Raw genomic sequence first — 24749 nt, 5'->3', positions numbered from 1 at the left:
CTTCGCTCAGACCTCGGGCGCGATCGCCTCGGCGTATTCGTAGAGCGCGCCGAGGATCTCCTCGCCGCGCTCGTCCGCGGTTTCGGACAGCGCATCGACCTCGGCGAACAACGCCTCGATCGTGCGCGCGCCGCCCTCGCCCTTGAAAAGCCGTGCCGCACGCAGCGCCTCCCAGCGCTCGGCTTCGGCTTCGCTCAGCAGCTCGGGCCAGTTGCGCGCGCGGTAGCGGAACAGGACCTCATCGAGCCGCCCATCGTCGAAACCGGTGCGGTCCTTGGCGAGTTCCTCGGGCGAGAGCGCGCGCAGCTGGTTCAGCCGGCGGCGGTCTGCGTTGCCGACAAAGCCGCCGTAGAGGTCCTCGTCGACGTCGGGCGCGACCTCCTGCGGCGGCCGGGCATACACCTGCGACCAGATGGCGCTCATGTCGGGCAGGTCGCGCGCGATCGCCGCATGGCGCATCGCGGTGTCGAGGTCGATGCTCCAGCGCTCGGCCATGGCGGGCACCAGCGTGCGCAGGTTGCCGACCACCATCGGCGACTTGTTCAGGTGGATGCCCTTCACCGGCAGGCGCACCACGCCTTCGGGCAGGTCGGCGGAGCGCGTGAACAGGCGCAGGCGCAGGGTCTCGACGTCGAGGTCGCGCAGTTCGCTCGGATCGTGGGCAAGGTCCCAGGCGATCAGCTCGTTCTTGTTGGTCGGATGGCTCGCGAGCGGCCACAGCACGCCGAGGCAGCCGCGCTCGACCGGGAACATGCCCGAAACGTGGAGAAAGGGCTTGGCCGTCTCGCGCATGGCCGGCAGGCCGAGCTCGGCGCCCACGCGCTCCTTCTTGCGCAGGCCGAGCGCGAAGTCGAACAGCCGCGGCTGGCGCTCGCGGATCAGTCGCGCCAGCGCAATGGTGGCGCGCACGTCGGACAGCGCATCGTGCGCCGATTCATGCAGCAGCCCGTTGGCGCGCGCAAGGTCCTCGAGCTTGAAGCTCGGCTTGCCGTCTTCCTTCAGGGGCCATTCGATGCCGTCGGGCCGGAGCGCGTAGGTCAGGCGCACGACATCGAGCAGGTCCCAGCGTCCGCAATCGTTCTGCCATTCGCGCGCATAGGGATCGATCAGGTTGCGCCAGAACAGGAAGCGTGTGACCTCGTCGTCGAAGCGGATGGTGTTGTAGCCCACACCGATGGTGCCGGGCTGCGAGAACACCTGCTCGATCTGCGCCGCGAAGGCATGCTCGGGAATGCCGCGCTCGACGCAGAGCTGGGGCGTGATGCCGGTGATCAGGCAGGCCTCGGGGCTCGGCAGGTAGTCGGGCGCCGGCTTGCAATAGACCATGAGCGGCTCGCCGATCTCGTTGAGTTCTGCGTCGGTGCGGATGGCGGCGAACTGCGACGGGCGGTCGCGCCGCGGGACGGCGCCGAAGGTTTCGTAGTCGTGCCAGAGAAAAGTGTGGTTCATTCAGAGCAATGGTGAAAACAGGCGTGCCACGGAATCGACGAGCCGGCGCCAGAATGTCTGCGGCCGGTTGGCGCGCACCGCGCCGGAACTGTGCAGGTCGGTCTCGAACTGTGCCGCCAGCGGCCGGGTCAGCGCGGGGCCGTAGACCACGGCCAGAACCTCGAAGTTGAGCCGGAAGCTGCGGTTGTCGAAATTCGCGGTGCCGATCATCGCGCAATCATCGTCGACCACCAGGGTCTTGGAATGGAGCATGCGCGCCTCGTACTCCCAGACCTTCACGCCGGCGGCGATCAGTTCGTCGAAGTACGAGCGGGCGGCAGCGCTCACGATCGCCGAATCGCTGCGCCGCGGCACCAGCAGGCGCACGTCGACGCCGCGCAGCGCCGCGCTGGTGAGCGCCATCATCGCGGGCTCGCCGGGCACGAAGTACGGCGTGGTGAGCCAGGCGCGCTCGCACGCCGAATGGATCGCCGCCACGTGCATGCGGTGAATGGCCTCGAGCGCATTGTCGGGGCCGCTCGTCACGATCTGCACCGGGATGTCGCCCGCCTTCACCTGCGGCAGCATGGCGTCCATCTGGTCGTCGAGGTGGCGCAGGCTCTCGCCGGTGGCATAGGCCCAGTCCTCGAGGAAGGTGGTCTGGAGCCAGCGCACCGCGCTGCCCTCGATGCGCAGGTGCACGTCGTGGTACGCATCGGGCCGGGTGCGCTTGTCTTCCTCATCGGTGATGTTGACGCCGCCCGTGAAGCCCACGCGCCCGTCGCACACCACGATCTTGCGGTGGGTGCGGTAGTTGGTCACCGGCCGCAGGCGGCGGCCAATACGCGTGTCGTGGAAGAGCGCGATCTGGACCCCCGCAGCGACCATCGGTGCCATGAATTTGCGCCCGATGCGCTTGGAGCCGAGCGCATCGAGCAGCAGCCGAACCGCTACGCCCTCACGCGCGCGTTCGACCAGCAGGTCGCGCAGAGCGGTGCCGATCCGGTCGGGCTCGAAGATGTAGTACTCGAGGTGGATGTGATGGCGTGCCGCGCGCACGGCATCGAAGATCGCGTCGAAGGTGCGCGCGCCGCCCGAAAGCAGCTCGACGGCGGTCGCGCTGGAGACCGGCAGGCCGCAGGCCGCGGTGCCGAGCCGCGCCATCTGCTGCAGCGCCGGCGGCGCCTTCTGGGCCGCATCGCGCACGCGCGCGAGATCGGCCTGGATGTGCGCGCTGGCACGGCTGTGCAGGCGCTTCTGACGCTGCTTGCGCAGGCGCTGCGGCCCGAGAAAGTAGTAGACCAGGAACCCCGCGAACGGCACCAGCGCTAGCGACAGGATCCAGCTCATCGTGGAGACCGGCGCGCGCTTCTGCATCACGATCCAGACCGAGAGCACGGCGATGTAGCCGCTCCAGGCCAGGGAGAGGCCGGTTTTCCATTCCTGGCTGAGCTCGGGGAGGGTCAAGGTGGATGTGTTCGGTTTCGGGTGGCCGCAAAAAAGGCCGGCAGCGAATGCTACCGGCCTTTGACTTCGTTCCAGGTTGGCCTCGGAACCAGCTTTTGCCGGCCCACGGCATCGACCGGAGGGTCAGCCTGCGGCGGCTTCCTCGGGCTCGGGCTTCGACTTGCCTTCTTTCTTCGGCAGCGGCTGGATATCGAGCAGCACGTCGTCCTTCTCGTCGAGATCGACTTCGAGGCGCCCGCCTTCGGTCAGGCGGCCGAACAGCAGCTCGTCGGCCAGCGCACGACGGATCGTGTCCTGGATCAGGCGCTGCATCGGGCGTGCGCCCATCAGCGGATCGAAGCCCTTCTTCGCAAGATGCTTGCGCAGCTTGTCGGAGAAGGTGACCTCGACCTTCTTCTCGGCCAGCTGCGTCTCGAGCTGCAGCAGGAACTTGTCGACCACGCGCAGGATGATCTGCTCGTCGAGCGCCTTGAAGTTGACAATGGCGTCGAGACGGTTGCGGAATTCGGGCGTGAACAGGCGCTTGATGTCGCCCATTTCGTCGCCGGCCTGCCGCGCGTTCGTGAAGCCGATGCTCGCCTTGTTCATGGCCTCGGCACCCGCGTTCGTCGTCATGACGATGATGACGTTGCGGAAGTCGGCCTTGCGCCCGTTGTTGTCCGTCAGCGTGCCGTGGTCCATGACCTGCAGCAGCACGTTGAAGATGTCGGGATGCGCCTTCTCGATTTCGTCGAGCAGCAGCACCGCATGCGGCTTCTTCGTGACAGCCTCGGTCAGCAGCCCGCCCTGGTCGAAGCCGACGTAGCCCGGGGGCGCGCCGATCAGGCGGCTCACGGCATGGCGCTCCATGTACTCCGACATGTCGAAGCGGATCAGCTCGATGCCCATGATGTAGGCGAGCTGCTTGGCAGCTTCGGTCTTGCCGACGCCGGTGGGGCCGGAGAACAGGAACGAGCCGATCGGCTTGTCGCCCTTGCCCAGGCCCGAACGCGCCATCTTGACCGCCGAAGCGAGCACTTCGAGCGCTTTGTCCTGGCCGAACACCACGCTCTTGAGGTCGCGCTCGATGGTCTGCAGCTTGCTGCGGTCATCGTTGCTGACATTGGCCGGGGGAATGCGCGCGATCTTCGCGACGATGTCCTCGACCTCGGTCTTGCTGATGGTCTTCTTGCGCTTGCTCGGGGGCAGGATGCGCTGCGCGGCACCGGCCTCGTCGATCACGTCGATGGCCTTGTCGGGCAAGTGGCGGTCGTTGATGTACTTGGCGCTCAGTTCAGCTGCGGCCTGCAGGGCCGCGACAGCGTAACGCACGCCATGGTGCTCTTCGAAGCGCGACTTCAGCCCCTTCAGAATGTCGACGGTTTCCTGCACCGTCGGCTCGACCACGTCGACCTTCTGGAACCGGCGCGACAGGGCCGCGTCCTTTTCGAAGATGCCGCGGTATTCGGTGAAGGTGGTGGCACCGATGCACTTGAGCTGGCCGCTCGAGAGCGCCGGCTTCAGCAGGTTCGATGCATCGAGCGTGCCGCCCGAGGCCGCGCCCGCGCCGATCAGCGTGTGGATCTCGTCGATGAACAGGATCGCGTTGGGCTTGTCCTTCAGCGACTTGATCACGCCCTTCAGGCGCTGCTCGAAGTCACCGCGGTACTTGGTGCCCGCGAGCAGTGCGCCCATGTCGAGCGAGAATACGTTCGACTCGGCGAGGATCTCGGGCACGTCACCCTGGGTGATGCGCCACGCTAGGCCTTCGGCGATCGCGGTCTTGCCCACGCCGGCCTCGCCCACGAGCAGCGGGTTGTTCTTGCGCCGGCGGCACAGGATCTGGATCACGCGCTCGACCTCGTACTCGCGGCCGATCAGCGGATCGATCTTGCCGTCCTTGGCCATCTGGTTGAGGTTCTGCGTGAACTGTTCGAGCGGCGAAGCCTTCTCGTTCTTCTCGCCGCCGCCCTCCTCGCCTTCGCTCGAAGGTGCATCGCCGCTGCCCTTGACGGCCTCCGGCGGATCGCTCTTCTTGATGCCGTGGGCGATGAAGTTCACCACGTCGAGGCGCGTCACGCCCTGCTGGTGGAGGTAGTACACCGCGTGCGAGTCTTTCTCGCCGAAGATCGCGACCAGCACGTTCGCGCCGGTGACTTCCTTCTTGCCGTTGCCGGTGGACTGCACATGCATGATGGCACGCTGGATCACGCGCTGGAAACCCAGCGTGGGTTGGGTGTCGACATCGTCGGTACCCGCCACCTGGGGCGTGTTGTCCTTGATGAAGTTGGTGAGCGACGCGCGCAGGTCGTCGACGTTCGCCGAGCAGGCGCGCAGGACCTCTGCGGCGCTCGGGTTGTCCAGCAAAGCGAGCAACAGATGCTCCACGGTGATGAACTCGTGGCGCTGCTGCCTGGCCTCGACAAAGGCCATGTGCAAGCTGACTTCCAGTTCCTGGGCAATCATGTGATTTCCTTTTGCCTTGCTGTAAATAAGTTCTCAGATGGGTTGGAGCTTGCGCAATTCAACAGGCTCATGCAACGGGTTCGCTCACGCATTGGAGCGGATGCCCGGCCTGATGCGCCGCTTCCATCACCTGATTGACCTTCGTGGCAGCCATGTCGCGGGAATAGACCCCACAAACACCGCGGCCATCGAGATGGATCTTGAGCATGATCTGGGTCGCGGTCTCGCGATCCTTGTTGAAGTATTCCTGCAGCACGACGATCACGAACTCCATCGGTGTGAAGTCGTCGTTCAGCATGACCACCTGGTACATCTGGGGTGGCGCTGTTTTTTGCGGCCGACGCTCCAGGACGACCGAATCTCCGTCGTCTCCGGCCGGTTTCTGCGCCGGCGGCTTGGTCGGCGTCTTGGGAATTCTCGTTGCCATAAAAAAGATTCTATAGAGCGTGCAAGCACCGTGCCGACGCAGGAAGATGTGGTGGCGAGTATTCGACAAATCAAGTACAAAACCCCCAAGACCGGGCGATCTTGAGGGTTCTTTTTTCGAGAGCCCGAAGGCACCGTGAAATTGCTGGGCGAGATTACATGTTATCGATCATCACCTGGCCGAAACCGGAGCAGCTCACCTGCGTGGCGCCGTCCATCAGACGCGCGAAGTCGTAGGTGACCTTCTTGCTGGCGATCGACTTTTTCATCGAGCTGATGGTCAGGTCGGCGGCTTCCGTCCAGCCCATGTGGCGCAGCATCATCTCGGCCGAGAGGATCTCGGAACCGGGGTTCACGTAGTCTTTGCCGGCGTATTTGGGCGCCGTGCCGTGGGTGGCCTCGAACATCGCGACGGTGTCGCTGAGGTTCGCGCCCGGGGCGATGCCGATGCCGCCCACCTGTGCGGCGAGCGCGTCGGACACGTAGTCGCCGTTGAGGTTCAGCGTGGCGATCACGCTGTATTCGGCGGGGCGCAGCAGGATCTGCTGCAGGAACGCGTCGGCGATGCTGTCCTTGACGGTGATTTCCTTGCCCGTCTTGGGGTTCTTGAACTTCATCCACGGGCCGCCGTCGATCAGCTCGGCGCCGAACTCCTTGGCCGCGAGGTTGTAGCCCCAGTCACGGAAGCCACCTTCGGTGAACTTCATGATGTTGCCCTTGTGCACCAGGGTCACGCTGGGCTTGTCGTTGTCGACGGCGTATTGCAGGGCCTTGCGCACCAGGCGCTCGGTGCCTTCGCGCGAGACCGGCTTGACGCCGATGCCGGAGGTATTGGGGAAACGGATCTTCTTGACGCCCATCTCGTCCTGCAGGAACTTGATGAGCTTCTTGGCCTTGTCGCTCTCGGCTTCGAACTCGATGCCGGCGTAGATGTCTTCCGAGTTCTCGCGGAAGATGACCATGTTGGTCTTGTGCGGCTCGCGCACCGGGCTGGGCACGCCCTCGAAGTACTGGATCGGGCGCAGGCAGACGTACAGGTCGAGTTCCTGGCGCAGTGCAACGTTCAGCGAGCGGATGCCGCCGCCCACGGGCGTGGTCAGCGGGCCCTTGATCGAGACGACGTAGTCGCGCACGGCGTGCAGCGTTTCTTCGGGCAGCCAGACGTCGGGACCGTAGACCTTGGTCGACTTCTCGCCGGCGAAGACCTCCATCCAGTGGATCTTCTTCTTGCCGCCGTAGGCCTTGGCCACGGCAGCGTCCACCACCTTGAGCATCACCGGGGTGATGTCCATGCCCGTGCCGTCGCCTTCGATGAAGGGAATGATCGGCTGGTCAGGCACATTGAGCGAGTTGTCGGCGTTGACCGTGATCTTCTGGCCTTCGGCCGGGACTTTGATGTGCTGGTAGCTGGACATGAGGGGAAATGACTCCGGGAGTGACGTAGTTCGGACGACCGTCTGCGAATTCAGACAGCGAAAGGAATCGCTGTACAGCTAGCGAACAAATCACGGTACATTTTAGACGCAACCCGTACGCTGACATTTGTCAACCGATGAGACCGCGGCCTCGTTAGGGACTGACCTTCTGCCAGCCGGGGGGCGTTTCCAACCAATTCTCGAATAGAGGAATCATCAATGAGCAAAATTCTCGCAGTCATGATTGCAGGCCTGTTCGCCGCTGGCGCTTACGCCCAGAACCCCACCGGCGCCACGCCCGAGCAAGGGAACGCCACCGGCAGCAAGCCGCAAGCCCGTGCCGAAGCCACCAAGGAAAGCCGCCCCGCCGGTCAAGTGGCAGCTCCCGCCGGCGACATCGCCAAGACGCCCGAAGGCGGCACCTTTGGTGCCGACAAGGCCGCAGTGGCTGGCGAGAAGCGCGCTGCAACGCGCGACGACCGCCGCCGCAATAAAGACGGCAGCGTGAAGCGCAAGTCGAACCAGGGCAGCACGCCCAAGTAAGGGCCCGTCCCTGCAGAAGAAGCGCTCCGACGGGGCGCTTTTTTTTGCCTTCGAAGAAGGTGTAAGCTTTCTAGCGCACCGGCATCGCCCGCATCGGCTGGCATTTTTGTTGCCCTGCCCCGAACCCCGTCCCCGCCAGAGAGGCTCTCGATGTTTCAGCGTTTCGCCGCCCTGCTCCTGCTTGCCGCCATGTTCCTTGCCGGCGCCGCGCATGCCCAGCAACAACCCCAGACCGACCTCCAGCGCACGCAGCTCTCGGTGGGGCTCTACAAGATTGACGCGCAAGTGGCGCAGACCCCTCGCCAACGCGAGATCGGCCTGATGTTCCGCAAGGAGATGCCGCAGTCCGAAGGGATGATCTTCGTCTTCGACCAGCCAGCCACCCAGTGCTTCTGGATGCGCAACACGCTGCTGCCGTTGACCGCGGCGTTCGTGGCCGACGATGGCCGCATCGTCAATCTGGTCGACATGCAGCCGATGACCGAACAATCGCATTGCTCCGAAGAGCCCGTGCGCTACGTGCTCGAAATGAACCAGGGCTGGTTCGCCAAGAAGAACATCAAGAAAGGCGCCAAGCTCGGCGGCGAGCTGTTCGCTGCGGCCCGGCGCTGACGGGAACGATCAACCGGACGCAGGCAGAAAAAAGCCCAGGCGACCGCCCGGGCTTTTTCTGCGTTCAGCTGTACGTGTTTGCTCAGCCGAAGTTCTTGGCTGCGAAGTCCCAGTTGACCAGCTTCGCCAGGAAGGTCTCGACGAACTTCGGGCGCAGGTTGCGGTAGTCGATGTAGTAGGCGTGCTCCCAGACGTCGACCGTGAGCACCGGCGTGTCGCCCGTGGTCAGCGGCGTGCCTGCGGCGCCCATGTTCACGATGTCGAGCGAGCCGTCGCCCTTCTTCACCAGCCAGGTCCAGCCAGAGCCGAAATTGCCCACGGCCGACTTGACGAAGGCTTCCTTGAACGCGTCGTAGCTGCCCCACTTGGCGTCGATCGCCTTGGCCAGCGCGCCCGTGGGCGTGCCGCCGCCCTGGGGCTTCATGCAGTTCCAGAAGAAGGTGTGATTCCAGATCTGCGCGGCATTGTTGTAGATGCCGCCGCTCGACTTCTTGACGATCTCCTCGAGCGGCATCGACTCGAACTCGGTGCCCTTCTGCAGGTTGTTGAGGTTCACCACGTAGGCGTTGTGGTGCTTGCCGTAGTGGTACTCGAGCGTTTCCTTCGAGTACTCGGGTGCCAGCGCGTCGAGGGCGTAAGGCAGGGGTGGGAGCACATGTTCCATGGTTTTTTTCTCGTGGTTGGTTGTGGGAATCGACGATTCTAGGAAGTAATCACCGGCCTGGCGTCGGACGCGTTCCCGTCTCGTCGGGTGCGACGGTCAGGTCGACCGTACCGTCGGCGAGCCGTGCCGACACCGCGTCGCCGGCGTGGAGATTCTTCGCGCTGACGACCGTGCGGCCGCTGGCGTCGCTGAGCAGGGCATAGCCGCGCTGCAGCACGAGCGCCGGGTCGAGCAGCCGAAGGCGCGCCGCAACCCTTTCGAGCCGTTCGCGGCGCTCGGCCATGACGCGCACGAGCTTCAGCGGAAAGTCGGCCGCCATCGCGCGCGGCGTTTGCCCGAGCCGCTCGATGCGGGACATGGCCGCATAGCGCAGCCGCTGCGAATGGTGAGCCAACCGCAACTGGTGGCGTGCCACCATGCCCGACGGCCGCCCCAGGCGTGCCGCGGCCTGGTCCAGCCGTTGCCCGAGTGCGTCGAGCCGCGTGCCGAGGGCATCGCCGAGGCGCTCGTCGAGCAGGTCGAGCGCGCCGAGCCACACGGCCTGCGGGGCGCTCACGAGTTCCGCGGCCGCCGTGGGCGTGGGCGCGCGCAGGTCGGCGCAGAAATCGGCGATGGTGAAGTCGGTTTCGTGGCCCACGCCGCAGACCAGGGGCACCGGGCTCTGGACGATGGCACGCGCCAGCGACTCGTCGTTGAAAGCCCAGAGGTCCTCGATCGATCCGCCGCCGCGCACCAGCAGGATCACGTCGACAGCGGGCGTGAACGCATAGAGCGACTGCAGCGCGCGCACCAGTTCGGCCGGCGCGCCGGCACCCTGCACGGCCGCCGGCGCGAGGACCACCTGAATGTGCGGCGCGCGGCGACGCAGCGCCGTGACCACGTCGTGCAAAGCCGCAGCGCCGAGCGAGGTCACGAGGCCGACCGAACGCGGCATCAGCGGCAGCGCCCGCTTGCGGGCCGTGTCGAAGAGCCCCTCGGCCTCGAGCCGGGCCTTGCGCTGCAGGAACTGCTCGAAAAGCGCACCCTGCCCCGCCCGCTGCAGGCTCTCGACGACAAGTTGCAGGTCGCCGCGCGGCTCGTAGACGGCGAGCCGGCCCCGCACCTCGACCTGATCGCCGTCGCGCGGCGAGAAGTCGAGCAGGCTTGCGGCACGCCGGAACATGGCGCAGCGCAGTTGGCCCGATTCGTCCTTCAACGAGAAATAGCAGTGGCCGCTCGACGCGCGCGAGAAGCCCGAGATCTCGCCACGAACCGCGACCGGATTGAAGCGCGCGTCGAGCGCGTCGGCCACCGCACGGCAGAGCGCACCGACGGCCCAGATGCGCGGCCCGGGCGCCGCAGCCGGCTCACGCCAGCTCACGAAGCGCACGAGCGGCGTGTCGCCACTCTTCCACAGTCGCCCGCCGGGCCCCGGCAGGCGGCACCAGGCATGGAACAAAAGCACGGTTTGTCGTGCAAGCCCTTGATTTCATTGAAAAAAGGAGTGCTCAAAATTCAGTCGATCTAATGAGAAGCCCGCCCCATGCGGGTTCGGACGCATTGCGCAATGGGTTAGTCACAAAGTTATCCACAGAATCTGTGCGTCTTCGCTTACAGGAAGCGTGCCGCGTTTAGCGGGCTGCGCTCGGGGGATAATCGCCGCGCATTTGCAGTCTACGGGCCGGAGGATTTTCTTGTTTTCCATCATTGTTGCCGCGGGCTGGCCGATCTGGCCATTGCTCGCCTGCTCCGTCATTGCGCTCGCGCTGGTGATCGAACGTTTCGTGAACCTCAAGACCGTGAAGGTCCTGCCGCCCAAGCTGCTCGACGAGGCCATCACCGTCTCGCACGGCGCCGTGCCGGGGCCCGACGTGGTCACCCGGCTCGAACAGAATTCGATGCTCGGCCAGGTGCTGGCCGCCGGCCTGCGGGCGCTCAATGCCAACCCGCTGTGCACCGAGGAAGACCTGCGCGCCGCCATGGAGGCGTCGGGCCGCACCGTGGCGCACCGGCTCGAACGCTACCTGCCGGCGCTGGCCACCATTGCGTCGGCGGCGCCGCTGCTCGGCCTGCTCGGCACGGTCATCGGCATGATCGAGATCTTCGGCTCGCAGTCGCCCGGCAGCGGCGCGGTGGGTTCGGGCAATCCCGCACAGCTCGCCCACGGCATCTCGATCGCGCTCTACAACACGGCGTTCGGCCTGATCGTGGCCATTCCGACGCTGATCTTCTGGCGCTACTTCCGCACCCGGGTCGACGAATACCTGCTGCACCTCGAACTGTCGGGCGAACGCTTCGCGCGCCATCTGAGCGCCCTGCGCAGATGAGCCGCCCCGGCCGCATGCAGTTTCGCCACGGCGCGCGCGACGAGCCGGAGATCAACCTGATCCCGTTCATCGACGTGCTGCTGGTGGTGCTGATCTTCCTGATGCTGTCGACCACCTACAGCAAATTCACCGAGATGCAGCTGCGGCTGCCGACGGCCGATGTCGATGCCCAGCGCGACTATCCGAAGGAAGTGATCGTTGCGGTGTCGGCCGACGGCCGGTATTCGATCAACAAGACCGCGCTGGCGGATCGCGGCGTGGATGCCGTGGCCGCCGCCCTGGCCGCAGCCGCGACCGGCGGCAAGGACAGCGTCGTCATCATCAGCGCGGACGCGAGCAGCCCGCACCAGTCGGTGATCACGGTGATGGAAGCCGCACGCCGCGCGGGCCTGGTGCAGATCACCTTCGCCGCGCAGTCGACGACGCACTGAGGGCCGCCAAGTGCAGCAGCCCGAGGCGCGCAACGCATCGGCCTCCCGGCTGCAGCGGGCCTGGCTGCGACGCGGCCTGCCGGCCTGCCTGCTGTGGCCGCTGTCGCTGCTGTATGCAGCGCTCTTCGCGCTGCGCGGTTCGCTCTACCGGCTGGGATGGCTCCGATCCGAGCGCGCCGGCGTGCCGGTCATCGTGGTGGGCAACGTGATCGCGGGCGGTGCCGGCAAGACGCCGGTGGTGATGGCCATCGTGCGGCATCTTCAGGCGCGTGGCCTGCGCGTGGGCGTGATCTCGCGCGGCCATGGCCGCCGCACCACCGATTGCCGCGAGGTGCTCGCCGAGAGCGCACCTGCAGAAGTGGGTGACGAGCCGGCACTGATCCATCGCGCCACCGGGGCGCCGGTATTCGTGGCGCGGCGCCGCATCGAGGCCGCGCGGGCCCTGCTCGCCCGCTACCCGGCCACGCAGGTCATCGTGAGCGACGACGGGCTGCAGCACCTCGCGCTCGCCCGCGACATCGAGATCTGCGTGTTCGACGACCGCGGCGTCGGCAACGGCTGGCGGCTTCCTGCCGGACCGCTGCGCGAGCGCTGGCCGCGCGCCTGCGACCTGGTGCTCCACAGCGGCGCGAAGCCTGCCTTCGCGGGCGGCTACACCGCGACCCGTGCGCTCGCGCCCGACACGGTGGCGCGCGACGGCACACGCATTCCGCTGGCTGCGCTCGCAGGCCATCCCGTGATCGCGCTTGCAGCCATTGCGCGGCCCGAAGCCTTCTTCGAGATGCTGCGCGCACGCGGGCTCACGCTGTCCCGGACCATCGCACTGCCCGACCACCACGATTTTGCCGATTGGGAAACGCCCGCGCTCGCCGGGCAGCGGCTGCTCTGCACCGAGAAGGACGCGGTCAAGCTGTGGCGCAAGGCCCCGGAAGCGCTCGCGGTGCCGCTCGACTTCGCGCCGTCGGCCGCGTTCTTCGCTGCGCTCGACGCAAAGCTATCATCGCTCGATGGACACCAAGCTGCTTGAACTGCTCGTCTGCCCCGTCACCAAGGGCCCGCTGACCTGGAACGCCGAGAAGCAGGAGCTCTGCTCGCGCAGCGCCCGCCTCGCCTACCCGGTGCGCGACGGCATTCCCGTGCTGCTCGAGAACGAGGCGCGCACCCTGTCCGACGAAGAGCTGGGGCGGTGAGCTTCACCGTCCTGGTGCCGGCGCGCCTGGCGTCGACGCGGCTGCCCGACAAACCGCTGGCCGACATCGCCGGCCTGCCCATGGTCGTTCGCGTGGCCCTGCGCGCCGCCGCGTCGGGCGCGGCGCGCGTGGTGGTCGCAGCGGACCATGGGTCCATCGTCGATGCCTGCCGGGAACATGGGGTCGAGGCCGTGCTCACGCGGCAGGACCATGCGAGCGGCAGCGACCGCCTGGCCGAGGCTTGCGAACAGCTTGGGCTCGACGGCGACGACATCGTGGTCAATGTCCAGGGCGACGAACCGCTGATCGATCCGGCGCTGATCGATGCCGTGGCCGCCACGCTGTCGGCCCACCCCGGCGCCGCGATGAGCACCGCAGTGCACGCCATCGAGTCGGTGGCCGACTTCGTGAATCCAAACGTGGTCAAGGCCGTGCTCAACGCCGAAGGCCACGCGCTCTATTTCAGCCGGGCGCCAATCCCCTGGTGGCGCGATGGCTCGGCCGGCGGCGCGGCACCCGGTGTGCTGCCCTCGCCCGCGCCGCTGCGCCACATCGGCATCTATGGCTACCGTGCCGGTTTCGTGCGGCGTTTTCCGTCGCTGCCGCCGGCGCCGATCGAGGCCACCGAGGCGCTCGAACAGTTGCGTGCGCTCTGGCACGGTCACCGCATCGCGGTGCATGTGAGCCAGACTGCGCCGGGCCCCGGCGTCGACACACCCGAAGACCTCGCGCGCGTCCGCGCGGTCTTCGCGAGCGTGCGCTGAAGCCCCCGCACAGAGGGCGGCAGCGGGAATTTCGCCCGTCCTCGCATGCTATCCTCGAAGCAATTCCGCCTTGGGCGGCCCTCGGGCCGCATGGGGTGCGACACAAAATCTAAGAACCGTCCGAGGACATCATGAGACTAATTTTGCTGGGCGCGCCCGGGGCGGGCAAAGGCACGCAAGCCACTTTCATCTGCCAGAAGTACGGCATTCCCCAGATTTCCACCGGCGACATGCTGCGCGCGGCGGTCAAGGCGGGCACCCCGCTCGGACAACAAGCCAAGTCGATCATGGAATCGGGTGGCCTCGTGAGCGACGACCTGATCATCAATCTCGTGAAGGAACGCATCGGGCAACCCGACTGCGCCGACGGGTTCCTGTTCGACGGTTTCCCACGCACGATCCCCCAGGCGGACGCCATGAAGGCGGCCGGCGTCAAGCTCGACTACGTGCTCGAGATCGACGTGCCGTTCAGCGACATCATCGAACGCATGAGCGGCCGACGCTCGCATCCTGCGTCGGGCCGCACCTACCACGTCAAGTTCAATCCGCCGAAGGTCGAAGGCAAGGACGACGTCACGGGCGAAGACCTGATCCAGCGCAAGGACGACGAGGAAGAAACCGTTCGCAAGCGCCTCGAGGTCTACAGCGAGCAGACCCGTCCGCTGGTCGACTACTACTCCGCATGGGCCAAGGCCGACCCGGCCAATGCGCCCAAGTACCGCGCCATCAAGGGCGTCGGTACGGTCGACGAGATCACGCAGCGCGCATTGGCGGCCCTGAGCAGCTGAGCGCCGCGCCGGCGCTGCGGTTCAGGCGGCGTCTTCTTTTCCCCTTCCCAGCAGTTCGAGCATCAACGCAACGCGCGCCTTGACCGGCGTCAGCGCGCCCGCATCGCGCAGCCGGTCGTCGGGCCGCGGCAGAATGCGGCCGCTCGCGCAACGCGTGGCGCGCAACACCGGGATACCAGCCTGTTCCGCGCGCACGGCAGCAGCCTCGAGCGTCTGGTGCAGTGTGCCATTGCCGGTGGCCGCCACGACCAGTCCGCGGACCGGCTCGGCGACGCCGCCGGCGCGCTCCTGGCACAGCAGGTCGATCAGCGCGCCGCTGGCGCCGGCATGGCTCATGACGATCTCGACCCGCGGCCACCCTGCCGCCGCGACCGCTCCCGCGACCGCGCGCAGCCCTACGCCAGCGCCGCCCGGCACGGCGCCGGGCCAGTCCCGCAGGCGCCGAACCACACCCTCTTCCACGTAGGCGACCGGGCCGGCGTCGCCCGATGCAAACGCATCAGGACGGTACGTGTGCACCTTCTGGACGTCGAGCGCACCATGCACCGTGCCGGCACAGACCACAGTCGTCCCTTTCGCGCCCGTCGCGCCGGCGACCGCGACGGCATCGCGCAGGTTCTGCGGGCCATCGGGCGAGAGGGAGCTTGCCGGGCGCATGGCGCAGGTCAACACGATCGGCTTGGCCGGCGCGAGCACCGAGTGGAGGAAGAAGGCCGTCTCCTCGATGGTGTCGGTGCCATGGGTGACCACCACGCCCGCCACGTCAGGCTCGGCGAGCCACACAGCGCAGCGCTCGGCGAGTTGCAGCCAGACGTCAAAGCCCATGTCCTTGCTGTCGAGCTGGGCAACCTGCTCGGCCACGAGCGCAAAGCCCGCGGGGGCACCGATGCCGCCAAGCAGATCGGCCACCACGACCTCGCCCGCGGTGTAACCGATGTTGTCGCCGTCATCGGCGGCGCGGCCTGCGATGGTGCCGCCCGTGCCCAACACCACGATACGCCGCACACCAGGACCTGATGAATTCACCATGCTTGCCAACTTTTAAAAACTGGTTAAAAATACAGTTACTGGATATCTAGCCAGTGCCGCAAGGAACCACTATGCAGTTTGCCGTGAAGCTTACCGCCCGCCAGCAACAGATCCTGGACTTGATCCAGAGCGCCATCGCACGCACTGGCGCGCCACCCACGCGCGCCGAGATCGCCAACGAACTCGGCTTCAAATCCGCGAACGCGGCCGAGGAGCATCTGCAGGCGCTGGCCCGCAAGGGCGTGATCGAACTCGTCAGCGGCACCTCGCGCGGCATCCGGCTCAAGGGCGACGCGCTGCGCTCGCTCAACGAGACCCGGCACCGCGAAGGCGGGCAGTTCTCGCTCTCGCTGCCCGGCATGGCGCAGCTCGCGCTGCCGCTCATCGGCCGCGTGGCCGCGGGCTCGCCGATCCTCGCGCAGGAGCACGTCGACCAGACCTACTACGTCGAAAACACCCTGTTCCAGCAGCAGCCCGACTACCTGCTCAAGGTGCGCGGCATGTCGATGCGCGACGCCGGCATCATGGACGGCGACCTGCTCGCGGTGCAAGCCACCAAGGAAGCCCGCAACGGCCAGATCGTGGTGGCCCGCCTCGGCGACGAAGTCACTGTCAAGCGCCTCAAGCGCAACAAGCAGGTGATCGAGCTGCACGCTGAAAACCCCGACTATCCGACCATCGTGGTCCAGCCCGGCGAGCCGTTCGAGATCGAGGGCCTTGCCGTGGGCCTGATCCGCAACACCATGCTGATGTAGCCGCCAAACCGGCTGCTGACAACCGAAACCATCCATCCAGCCGCAACAGGTGGCGGGCGTATGGCGCAACTGGCGCCATCACCCTGTTGCGTCCGGCGAAAGCAATCCTGCCTGTGTTCAACCTCAAACCTTCTTGGAGTTCACATGGGAATCGCCCTTCTCGCTATCGTTGACCTTTGGATGCCGCTGCAGTCGCTGGCCAGCCGGTTGCTGCCCGCGCGCAGTGCCCGCCACCGCGATGGCCGTGCTGCGTCCGCAGGCTTGCATGGCGGCCTCGTCGTTCGCCCTGCCTGCGCGGCCCGGCCCCATGCCCAGGCGGCACCCAAGGCCGCTGCCGCGCCTGCACGGCCGCTGCGCGTGATCCGCGTGGTCGATCACCAGGGCGAAAAACGCAGCACCAACCGGATGGTGATTTCGGGGCGTATGGCCGATGTCTGCGCCGAGCTCGACCGGCTCGCCGCGCTCGAGGCCATGGAAGCCGTGAGTGCCGCACCGCGGTCCGCGCACCTGCACTGAGCCCGTGCACGCCCCGGTGACTTTCCCCGGGGCCGGGTATCCAAACGTTCAGGCGCGCGCCGTGCCAGTGCTGCGAGGCACAATTGCACGCCATGAATATTGTGATCCTCGACGATTACCAGGACGCCGTGCGCAAGCTGCGCTGCGCCGCCAAGCTCGACGCCTACGCCGCCAAGGTCTACACCAACACCGTGAAAGGCATCGGCCAGCTCTCGGTGCGCCTGAAAGACGCCGACGTGATCGTGCTGATCCGGGAGCGCACCCACATCTCGCGGCAGCTGATCGAGAAGCTGCCCCGGCTCAAACTCATTTCCCAGACCGGCCGCGTCGGCGGCCACATCGACGTCGCGGCCTGCACCGAGCGCGGCGTGGCTGTGGCCGAGGGCAGCGGCTCGCCGCAGGCGCCCGCCGAACTCACCTGGGCGCTGATCATGGCGGCCATGCGCCGGCTGCCGCAGTACATCAGCAACCTCAAGCACGGCGCGTGGCAGCAGTCGGGTCTCAAGTCGGCGTCGATGCCGCCCAACTTCGGGCTCGGCTCGGTGCTCAAGGGCAAGACGCTCTGCATCTGGGGCTATGGTCGCATCGGCCAACTGGTGGCGCGCTACGGCCAGGCGTTCGGCATGCAGGTCGTGATCTGGGGCCGCGAGGCGAGCTGCGCCAAGGCGCGTTCCGACGGCTTCCAGGTGGCGCAGAACCGCCAGGAGTTCTTTGCCGCGGCCGACGTGCTGTCGGTGCACCTGCGGCTCAACGAAGAGACCGTGGGCCTCGTCACGCTCGAGGACCTCTCGCGCATGAAGCCGACAGCGCTCTTCGTCAACACCTCGCGGGCCGAACTGGTCGAGGCCGATGCGCTGCTCGCCGCCTTGAACCGCGGCCGGCCGGGCCTCGCGGCGATCGACGTGTTCGAGAGCGAACCGCCGTTGCAGGGCCACGCACTGCTGCGCCTCGAAAACTGCATCTGCACACCGCACATCGGCTATGTCGAGCAGGAAAGCTACGAGAGCTATTTCGGGCAGGCCTTCGACAACGTCGTGAGCTTCATCAAGGGCAACCCCACCAACATCGTGAATCCCGGCGCCCTGCAGGTCCGCCGGTGAGTCCGGAGACGGCTCCGTGAGCCGGTCGGCGTCCCGGGGTGCGCTCTGGGCGCTGCTGGCCGGCAACTTCGTGATTGGCACGGGCGTGATGGTGGTGCCCGGCACGCTCAACGAGATCAGCGCATCGCTCGCGGTCTCCGTCGCGACGGCAGGGCAGCTCATCACGGTCGCGGCCATCGTGATGTGCATCGGCGCGCCGCTGCTGGCGGCCGCGGTCGCGGGCTGGGACCGCCGCCAGCTGCTCGCGCTTTCGCTCCTCTGGTACGCGGCATGGCACGCCATTGCGGCCGCGATGCCCAGCTTCGGCGCCCTGCTGCCGGTGCGCATGCTCACGGTGATCGCGCCAGCGGTCTTCACGCCGCAAGCCGCCGCCTGTGCCGGCTTGCTGGTGGCACCGGAACAGCGCGGGCGTGCGGTGACCTTCGTCTTTCTCGGTTGGTCGCTGGCCTCGGTGCTGGGCCTCCCGATCGGTGCGCTGATCGGGGGGCACTTTGGATGGCGCATGGCTTTCGTGGCCATCGCGGTGCTGAGCGTCGCGAGCGCAGCCTGGGTCTGGCTGACGCTGCCGCAGGGGATCCATCCCGCAGCACTGTCCAAGGCCGCATGGTCGCGCGTGCTGCGCAGCCCGGTGCTGATGGGCATCGTCGCGGTCACGGCGCTGCAGGGTGCCGGCCAGTTCGTCCTGTCCAGCTACTTCGGCCCGGTCCTTAAGCAGGACTTCGGCGCAGACCCCACCACGTTGAGCCTGGTGTGGGGCCTGTTCGGCGTTTTCGGCGTGCTGGGCAACATGGTCGTGAGCCGCTTCATCGACCGCGTCGGTGCAGGCCGCATGGTGCTGTTGACGAGTTCGCTGATCGCGCTGAGTCTGTTCCTCTGGCCCTGGGCGCCCACCCTGCCCTGGCTGGCCGCGGTGATCGTGCCCTGGGGGCTCGGATGCTTCGCCACCAATTCGGCGCAGCAGGCTCGGCTGGTGAGCCTGGCGCCAGCGCTCGCGCCCGGCTCGGTGGCGCTGAACAGCTCGGGCATCTACACGGGCCAGGCCGTCGGTGCCGCGCTCGGCGGATGGCTGCTGGCCAACGACGCATCGGCATGGATGAACTGGGTCGGCCTTGCGCTGCTGCTGGTCGCCATCGGCGCGAGCGTGGCCATCGACCGCAGCGGCCGGGCGGCCTGACGCGCCTGCTGCGAGAAACCCGCAGCGCCCGTTCCGGCCATGGCGGCAAAATCGCAGTCTGCTCGAAACACCGCGGTCGGGGCAGCCGCCCGCCGGCCCGAATTTCTCAACCAGTGAAAATCCTTCTCCAATGACAGTCAACTACACCCGGATCGGCGTCGTCGGCGCCGGCGCAATGGGGCGGGGCATCGCCCAGATCGCCGCCCAGGCCGGCAGCGAGGTACTGCTGCTCGACAGTTTCGCGGGCGCCGCGGAGCGCGGGCGCGAAGCCCTTGCGGCCCAATGGAACAAGCTGCACGAGAAAGGCAGGATCGACGTGCCGACGCGCGACGCGCAGCTTGCGCGCGTCAAGGCGGTCGATTCGATCGCCGCCCTGGCCGGCTGCGACCTCGTGATCGAAGCGGTGGTCGAAGACCTCGAAGTCAAGCGCAAGCTGTTCCGCGAACTCGAGGCGATCGTCACGCCTGCGGCCACGCTCGCCACCAATACCTCGTCGCTCTCGGTCACGGCGATCGCCGCCGGGCTCGCGCATCCCGAGCGGATGGCGGGCTTCCATTTCTTCAACCCCGTGCCGCTGATGAAGGTGGTCGAGGTCGTGGCCGGCTTCCGCACATCACCCGACACCTGCAAGCGGCTGGCGGGCTACGCCGCACAGATGGGCCACAGCGCCGTGCAGGCACAGGACACGCCCGGCTTCATCGTCAACCACGCCGGCCGCGGCTACGGCACCGAGGCGCTGCGCATCGTCGGCGAAGGCGTGGCCGACTTCGCCACGGTCGACCGCATCCTCAAGGACCAGGCGGGCTTCCGCCTCGGCCCCTTTGAGCTGATGGACTTGACCGCGCTCGACGTGTCGCACCCGGTGATGGAGTCGATCTACCACCAGTACTACGAGGAGCCGCGCTTCCGGCCCAGCGTGATCACCGCGCAGCGCCTCGCGGCCGGCGTGCTCGGGCGCAAGACCGGCGAGGGCTTCTATCGCTACGCCGACGGGGCCCAGCAGCAGGACGCCGAACCACTGCCGCCGAGCGTGGGCACCTTGCCTTCGGTCTGGGTCTCGCCGCGTGCCGCACGCCGTGCCGAACTGCTGCGCCTGATCAACACGCTGGGCGCGCAGATCGACAGCGGCGCCACGGCGGCACCGGGCTCGCTGATCCTCGTGGCGCCGCTCGGCTTCGACGTGACCACGATCGCCGCCGTCGAGCGCCTGGACGCCACGCGCACCGTCGGCATCGACATGCTGGTCGACGACGCCGCCACGCGACGCCGCGTGCTGGCCACCAACCCGGCCACGCGGCGCGACATGCGCGATGCAGCGCATGCGCTCTTCGCGCGCGACGGCAAGGCCGTCAGCGTGATCCGCGACAGCGGCGGCTTCGTCACCCAACGGGTGGTCGGCACCATCGTGAACATCGCCGCCGACATGTGCCAGCAGCGCGTGTGTTCGCCGGCCGATCTCGAAACCGCGGTCCAGCTCGGCCTCGGCTACCCGCGCGGACCGCTCGCCATGGGCAACCTGCACGGGCCGACCAACATGCTCGAAGTGTTGTTCAACCTGCAGACCGTCTATGGCGACCCGCGCTACCGCCCGAGCCCGTGGCTGCGCCGCCGTGGTGCACTCGGCCTGAGCCTGCTGCACGAAGAAGAGTAAGAGTAGTCAGCCGCCGAACCGACCATCCTCCACGAAAGCACCGCCGCCATGCCCGCCGAACTGAAAAGCACCAGCGAGGGACGCACCATGGTGCTGACCATCGCCAACCCGACCCAGCGCAATGCACTGGCCCCCGAGATCTACGCCGCCGGCGTCGAGGCGCTCAACGGCGCGGAGAGCAGCGACGAGGTCCGCAGCGTGGTGCTCGTGGGCCAGGGCGCTTGGTTTTGCGCCGGCGGCTCGCTGCAGCGCCTGGCCGACAACCGCCAGCGCGATCCCTTGGTGCAGGCCGAAAGCGTCGAGGGCCTGCACAACTGGATCGACTCGATCCGCGCCTTTCCCAAGCCGATCATTGCGGCCGTCGAAGGTGCGGCGGCAGGTGCAGGCTTCTCGCTGGCGCTGGCCTGCGATTTCATCGTGGCCGCGCGCGATGCGGTCTTCGCATCGTCGTACAGCAACCTGGCGCTGTCTCCCGTGGCGGGCCTGAGCTGGGAGCTGGCGCAAGCCCTGCCGCGCCAGCTTGCCAGCGAATGGCTGATGTGCGGCGAACGCATCGCCGCGCCGCGGCTGCATGCGCTCGGCCTCGTCAACGAACTGAGCGAGAACGGCCAGGCGCTTGCCGGCGCGCTGGCGCTGGCGGCGCGGCTCAACGCGCACGCACCGAATGCGCTGGCGAGCATCAAGGAACTGCTCAGCGAGGCGCGGGGCGCCAGCTTCGCGTCGCAGCTCTCGCAGGAGCGCGACCACTTCGTGCGCAACCTCCATCATCCGAATGCCGGGATCGGCATTGCCGCCTTCCTCGAGAAGAAGCCTCCGCAGTACGGATAAGCGCGCCGTCGCTCCCGTGACACCTTCCAGCCTTTCAGTCGCCGACAGGACAGACCAATGGACGACCCCATTCTTACCATCGAAGAACGTGAAGCGATCAACAGTGGTCGCTGGTTTTCTTCTCTCTCACCATCGCTACGGCACGACATTCTTCGATGCGCTTTCGTCAAACGCTTCAAGGACGGCGACCTGATCGCTGCCCGCGGCGACCCGCCCGATCACTGGATCGCCTGTGCCAAGGGTGCCGTGCGCGTCAGCTCGACGGCGGTCTCGGGCAAGCAGGTGACGCTGACCTACGTCGAGCCGGGCATCTGGTTCGGCGACGTGGCGATGTTCGATGGGGACCGGCGCACGCACGACGCCTATGCGCATGGCGACAGCACGGTGCTGTGCGTGGCGCGCGCCGATTTCCAGAAGATCCTCGCGACCCACGTCGAGCTGTACGAGGCGCTGATGCGGCTGCAGGCGCGCCGCATCCGCACGCTGTTCGGGCTGGTGGAAGACCTCAACACCCTGCCCTTGCGCGCGCGGCTCGCGAAGCAGCTGATCCATCTGGTGCGCAGCTACGGCGTGCCGAACCTCGACGACGGCAGCCAGACGCGCATTGGCCTGCACCTGGCACAGGAAGAGCTCGCGCAGCTGCTCGGCGCCTCGCGCCAGCGCGTCAACCAGGAACTCAAGACCATGGAGCGCGAGGGCACGATCCGGATCGAGCCAGGCGGCCTCGTGGTGCTGGACCGCGCAGCCTTGATGCGCATCTCGGAAGCAGATCATTGACATGAGCCAGGATTTCTCCAGTTTCATCGGCACCCGCGCGGTCTCGGCGCAGCATGCCTTCGACGTCGAGGTCCTTGCGGCCTGGCTCGCAGTGCACCTCGAGGGCTTCGAGGGGCCGCTCACGGTCGAGATGTTCAAGGGTGGGCAATCCAACCCGACCTACAAGCTCGTCACGCCGAAGCGCAGCTACGTCATGCGCGCCAAGCCCGGTCCCGTCGCCAAGCTGCTGCCTTCGGCGCATGCGGTGGAGCGCGAATTCAAGGTCATGAGCGGCCTGGCCGGCACCGACGTGCCCGTGCCGCGCATGCACTGCCTGTGCGAAGACGAAGCCATCATCGGCCGCGCCTTCTACGTGATGGAATTCATGCAGGGCCGCGTGCTCTGGGACCAGTCGCTTCCCGGCATGGACAACGCCGGACGCGCGGCGATCTACGACGAGATGAACCGCGTGATCGCGGCGCTGCACACGGTGAAGTTCGCCGAGCGCGGACTCGCCGACTACGGCAAGCCCGGCAACTACTTCGAACGCCAGATCGGCCGCTGGAGCAAGCAGTACAAGGCTTCGGCAGACGGTGCCGGCGAACTCTCGCGGCCCATCGAGGCCATGGAGCGGCTCATCGACTGGCTGCCTGCGCACATGCCGGCGAGCGCGCGCGACGAAAGCAAGATCTCGATCGTCCATGGCGACTACCGCCTCGACAACGTGATGTTCCACCCCACCGAGCCGCGGATCATCGCGGTGCTCGACTGGGAGCTCTCGACGCTGGGCCATCCGCTGGCCGACTTCAGCTACCACTGCATGTCGTGGCACATGCCGCCCACCACCGGCCGCGGCATCGGCGGCGTGGACGTGGCCGCGCTCGGCATTCCCACCGAGAGCGAATACATCCGCCGCTACTGCGAGCGCACGCGCATCGGCACGCCCGAAGCGCTGGCGCCCGACTGGAACTTCTACCTGGCCTACAACCTGTTCCGCATGGCTGCGATCCTGCAAGGCATTGCCAAACGGGTCGAGGCCGGCACCGCATCGAGCGAGCAAGCCGTGGCATCGGCCCGCGGCGCTCGTCCCATGGCCGAAATGGCCTGGCAGTTTGCCCAAAAGGCCTAGCTGTCCCACATCACCCATCACCCAAGGAGACAGAGATGGACTTCGAATACTCGGCCAAAACCAAAGAACTGCAGAAACGCGTCAGCGCGTTCATGGACGACTACATCTTTCCGGCCGAAGCCGAGTACGCGGCCGAGCTGGCCGCGAACACGGCGGCCGGCAAGCGCTGGACGGCACTCAACACCGTTGAGAAGCTCAAGGACAAGGCCAAGGCCCAGGGCCTGTGGAACCTCTTCCTGCCGGTCGACAGCGCCGCAGCCTCGGGCTACGAAGGCGCGGGGCTCACGAACCAGGAATACGCGCCGCTGGCCGAGCTGATGGGCCGCGTGCAATGGGCATCGGAAGTCTTCAACTGCTCGGCGCCCGACACCGGCAACATGGAGACGATCGCCCGCTACGGCTCCGACGCCATCAAGGCGCGTTGGCTCAAGCCGCTGCTCGAGGGCCAGATCCGCTCGGCCTTCGCGATGACCGAGCCCGAAGTCGCTTCCAGCGACGCCACCAACATCTCGACGCGCATCGAGCGACAGGGCAACGAGTACGTGATCAACGGCCACAAGTGGTGGATCTCGGGCGCGGCCGATCCGCGCTGCGCGGTCTTCATCACCATGGGCAAGAGCGATCCCGACGCGCCGCGGCATTCGCAGCAGAGCATGGTCATCGTGCCGGCCGACACGAAGGGCATCCGCATCGTGCGTCCGCTCAACGTGATGGGCTATGACGACGCACCGCACGGCCACGTCGAGATGTACTTCGAGAACGTGCGAGTGCCCGTCGACAACATCCTGCTGGGCGAAGGCCGCGGCTTCGAGATCGCACAGGGACGCCTCGGCCCCGGACGCATCCACCACTGCATGCGCCTGATCGGCCTGGCCGAACGCGCGCTCGAGCTGATGTGCAAGCGCGCCTCCTCACGCGTGGCCTTCGGCAAGACCGTCGCCTCGCAGACCGTGACGCAGGAGCGCATCGCCGAAGCACGCTGCAAGATCGACATGGCTCGCCTGCTGACGCTGAAGGCCGCCTGGCTCATGGACGTGGCCGGCAACAAGGTCGCGAAGAACGAGATCGCGATGATCAAGGTGGTGGCGCCGAGCATGGCCTGCCAGGTGATCGACTGGGCCATGCAGGTGCACGGCGGCGGCGGCATGTGCGACGACTTCCCGCTCGCCTACGCCTATGCCGGCGCACGCACGCTGCGCTTTGCCGACGGTCCCGACGAAGTGCACCGCAATGCGATCGCGAAGTGGGAACTGGGCAAGTACTCGGCAGCCAAGACCGAAGCCGAGGCGCCCGTCACGCGCTTCTGATCTTCTGCTTCTGCATGCCACCCGC

Annotated in this window: 25 protein-coding genes; 17 read left to right on the top strand and 8 right to left on the bottom strand. The window is 67.0% G+C overall.

Going from position 1 to position 24749, the window contains the following annotated elements:
- Positions 1 to 6: 6 nt before the first annotated feature.
- The 5 genes from sbcB to icd all read right to left on the bottom strand — a co-directional run bounded on the left by sbcB (position 7) and on the right by icd (position 7181).
- Positions 7 to 1449: an exodeoxyribonuclease I gene (gene sbcB / locus AC3A6G_RS09805; protein WP_487859269.1), complete on the bottom strand. Its 1443-nt coding sequence runs from the start codon at positions 1447 to 1449 to the stop codon at positions 7 to 9.
- Positions 1450 to 2895 carry a cardiolipin synthase gene (gene cls / locus AC3A6G_RS09800; RefSeq protein WP_487859270.1) on the bottom strand — a complete coding sequence of 482 codons (1446 nt, stop codon included), beginning with the start codon at positions 2893 to 2895 and terminating at the stop codon, positions 1450 to 1452.
- Positions 2896 to 3018: 123 nt separating this feature from the next.
- Positions 3019 to 5340 carry an ATP-dependent Clp protease ATP-binding subunit ClpA gene (gene clpA / locus AC3A6G_RS09795; protein ID WP_487859271.1) on the bottom strand — a complete coding sequence of 774 codons (2322 nt, stop codon included), beginning with the start codon at positions 5338 to 5340 and terminating at the stop codon, positions 3019 to 3021.
- A 67-nt stretch (positions 5341 to 5407) separates the two neighbouring features.
- On the bottom strand, positions 5408 to 5767 hold the full coding sequence (gene clpS, locus AC3A6G_RS09790; protein ID WP_487859272.1) for an ATP-dependent Clp protease adapter ClpS: 360 nt from the start codon (positions 5765 to 5767) through the stop codon (positions 5408 to 5410).
- Positions 5768 to 5921: 154 nt separating this feature from the next.
- The gene (icd, locus tag AC3A6G_RS09785) at positions 5922 to 7181 is read right to left on the bottom strand and encodes an NADP-dependent isocitrate dehydrogenase (RefSeq protein ID WP_487859273.1); all 1260 of its coding nucleotides are present in this window, start codon (positions 7179 to 7181) and stop codon (positions 5922 to 5924) included.
- Between the two features lie 219 nt (positions 7182 to 7400).
- Here icd and AC3A6G_RS09780 point away from each other — a divergent pair, with 219 nt between their 5' ends.
- Both AC3A6G_RS09780 and AC3A6G_RS09775 read left to right on the top strand, forming a co-directional pair.
- Complete coding sequence (locus tag AC3A6G_RS09780; protein WP_487859274.1) at positions 7401 to 7724, top strand: cell envelope biogenesis protein TolA; 324 nt, start codon at positions 7401 to 7403, stop codon at positions 7722 to 7724.
- A gap of 150 nt (positions 7725 to 7874) precedes the next feature.
- On the top strand, positions 7875 to 8336 hold the full coding sequence (locus tag AC3A6G_RS09775; RefSeq protein WP_487859275.1) for a DUF192 domain-containing protein: 462 nt from the start codon (positions 7875 to 7877) through the stop codon (positions 8334 to 8336).
- Between the two features lie 82 nt (positions 8337 to 8418).
- Here the strand turns inward: AC3A6G_RS09775 and AC3A6G_RS09770 are convergent, their stop codons facing one another.
- Positions 8419 to 9000 carry a superoxide dismutase gene (locus AC3A6G_RS09770; protein ID WP_487859276.1) on the bottom strand — a complete coding sequence of 194 codons (582 nt, stop codon included), beginning with the start codon at positions 8998 to 9000 and terminating at the stop codon, positions 8419 to 8421.
- A 49-nt stretch (positions 9001 to 9049) separates the two neighbouring features.
- Positions 9050 to 10360 (bottom strand): exodeoxyribonuclease VII large subunit, encoded by a 1311-nt coding sequence (xseA, locus tag AC3A6G_RS09765; RefSeq protein WP_487859357.1) that lies wholly within the window; start codon positions 10358 to 10360, stop codon positions 9050 to 9052.
- 313 nt (positions 10361 to 10673) lie between these two features.
- On the opposite strand from xseA, the gene AC3A6G_RS09760 reads away from it, so the two are divergent.
- The 6 genes from AC3A6G_RS09760 to adk all read left to right on the top strand — a co-directional run bounded on the left by AC3A6G_RS09760 (position 10674) and on the right by adk (position 14479).
- Complete coding sequence (locus AC3A6G_RS09760; protein ID WP_487859277.1) at positions 10674 to 11306, top strand: MotA/TolQ/ExbB proton channel family protein; 633 nt, start codon at positions 10674 to 10676, stop codon at positions 11304 to 11306.
- A gap of 14 nt (positions 11307 to 11320) precedes the next feature.
- Positions 11321 to 11737, top strand: coding sequence for an ExbD/TolR family protein (locus tag AC3A6G_RS09755; protein WP_487859358.1), 417 nt, complete (start codon positions 11321 to 11323; stop codon positions 11735 to 11737).
- Between the two features lie 10 nt (positions 11738 to 11747).
- Entirely contained in the window at positions 11748 to 12764 is a 1017-nt protein-coding gene (lpxK, locus tag AC3A6G_RS09750; protein ID WP_487859278.1) for a tetraacyldisaccharide 4'-kinase, read from the top strand.
- Positions 12745 to 12927: a Trm112 family protein gene (locus AC3A6G_RS09745; RefSeq protein ID WP_487859279.1), complete on the top strand. Its 183-nt coding sequence runs from the start codon at positions 12745 to 12747 to the stop codon at positions 12925 to 12927. The genes lpxK and AC3A6G_RS09745 overlap by 20 nt, the downstream gene beginning before the upstream one ends.
- Positions 12924 to 13691 (top strand): 3-deoxy-manno-octulosonate cytidylyltransferase, encoded by a 768-nt coding sequence (gene kdsB / locus AC3A6G_RS09740; RefSeq protein ID WP_487859280.1) that lies wholly within the window; start codon positions 12924 to 12926, stop codon positions 13689 to 13691. Before AC3A6G_RS09745 ends, kdsB begins: the two co-directional genes overlap by 4 nt.
- A 131-nt stretch (positions 13692 to 13822) precedes the next feature.
- The gene (gene adk, locus AC3A6G_RS09735; protein ID WP_487859281.1) at positions 13823 to 14479 is read left to right on the top strand and encodes an adenylate kinase; all 657 of its coding nucleotides are present in this window, start codon (positions 13823 to 13825) and stop codon (positions 14477 to 14479) included.
- Positions 14480 to 14500: 21 nt separating this feature from the next.
- On the opposite strand, the gene AC3A6G_RS09730 is transcribed toward adk, so the two are convergent.
- A complete protein-coding gene (locus AC3A6G_RS09730) occupies positions 14501 to 15508 on the bottom strand; it encodes an asparaginase (RefSeq protein ID WP_487859282.1) in 1008 nt (335 codons plus the stop codon).
- A 71-nt stretch (positions 15509 to 15579) separates the two neighbouring features.
- Here AC3A6G_RS09730 and lexA point away from each other — a divergent pair, with 71 nt between their 5' ends.
- The 9 genes from lexA (at position 15580) to AC3A6G_RS09685 (ending at position 24724) form a co-directional block, all read left to right on the top strand.
- On the top strand, positions 15580 to 16263 hold the full coding sequence (gene lexA / locus AC3A6G_RS09725; RefSeq protein ID WP_487859283.1) for a transcriptional repressor LexA: 684 nt from the start codon (positions 15580 to 15582) through the stop codon (positions 16261 to 16263).
- 144 nt (positions 16264 to 16407) lie between these two features.
- Positions 16408 to 16779: a hypothetical protein gene (locus AC3A6G_RS09720; RefSeq protein WP_487859284.1), complete on the top strand. Its 372-nt coding sequence runs from the start codon at positions 16408 to 16410 to the stop codon at positions 16777 to 16779.
- A gap of 92 nt (positions 16780 to 16871) precedes the next feature.
- A complete protein-coding gene (locus AC3A6G_RS09715; protein ID WP_487859285.1) occupies positions 16872 to 17879 on the top strand; it encodes a D-2-hydroxyacid dehydrogenase family protein in 1008 nt (335 codons plus the stop codon).
- A gap of 16 nt (positions 17880 to 17895) precedes the next feature.
- Entirely contained in the window at positions 17896 to 19053 is a 1158-nt protein-coding gene (locus AC3A6G_RS09710; protein ID WP_487859286.1) for an MFS transporter, read from the top strand.
- 130 nt (positions 19054 to 19183) lie between these two features.
- A complete protein-coding gene (locus tag AC3A6G_RS09705; RefSeq protein WP_487859287.1) occupies positions 19184 to 20704 on the top strand; it encodes a 3-hydroxyacyl-CoA dehydrogenase in 1521 nt (506 codons plus the stop codon).
- Positions 20705 to 20752: 48 nt separating this feature from the next.
- Entirely contained in the window at positions 20753 to 21532 is a 780-nt protein-coding gene (locus tag AC3A6G_RS09700) for an oxepin-CoA hydrolase, alternative type (RefSeq protein WP_487859288.1), read from the top strand.
- A gap of 57 nt (positions 21533 to 21589) precedes the next feature.
- Entirely contained in the window at positions 21590 to 22309 is a 720-nt protein-coding gene (locus AC3A6G_RS09695) for a Crp/Fnr family transcriptional regulator (RefSeq protein WP_487859289.1), read from the top strand.
- Position 22310: 1 nt separating this feature from the next.
- The gene (locus tag AC3A6G_RS09690; protein ID WP_487859290.1) at positions 22311 to 23417 is read left to right on the top strand and encodes a phosphotransferase; all 1107 of its coding nucleotides are present in this window, start codon (positions 22311 to 22313) and stop codon (positions 23415 to 23417) included.
- A gap of 35 nt (positions 23418 to 23452) precedes the next feature.
- On the top strand, positions 23453 to 24724 hold the full coding sequence (locus AC3A6G_RS09685) for an acyl-CoA dehydrogenase family protein (protein WP_487859291.1): 1272 nt from the start codon (positions 23453 to 23455) through the stop codon (positions 24722 to 24724).
- Positions 24725 to 24749 lie beyond the last annotated feature (25 nt).

It is taken from the genome of Variovorax sp. Soil_C_26 (assembly GCF_057657075.1).
This window is presented reverse-complemented; position numbering and strand designations above follow the sequence as displayed.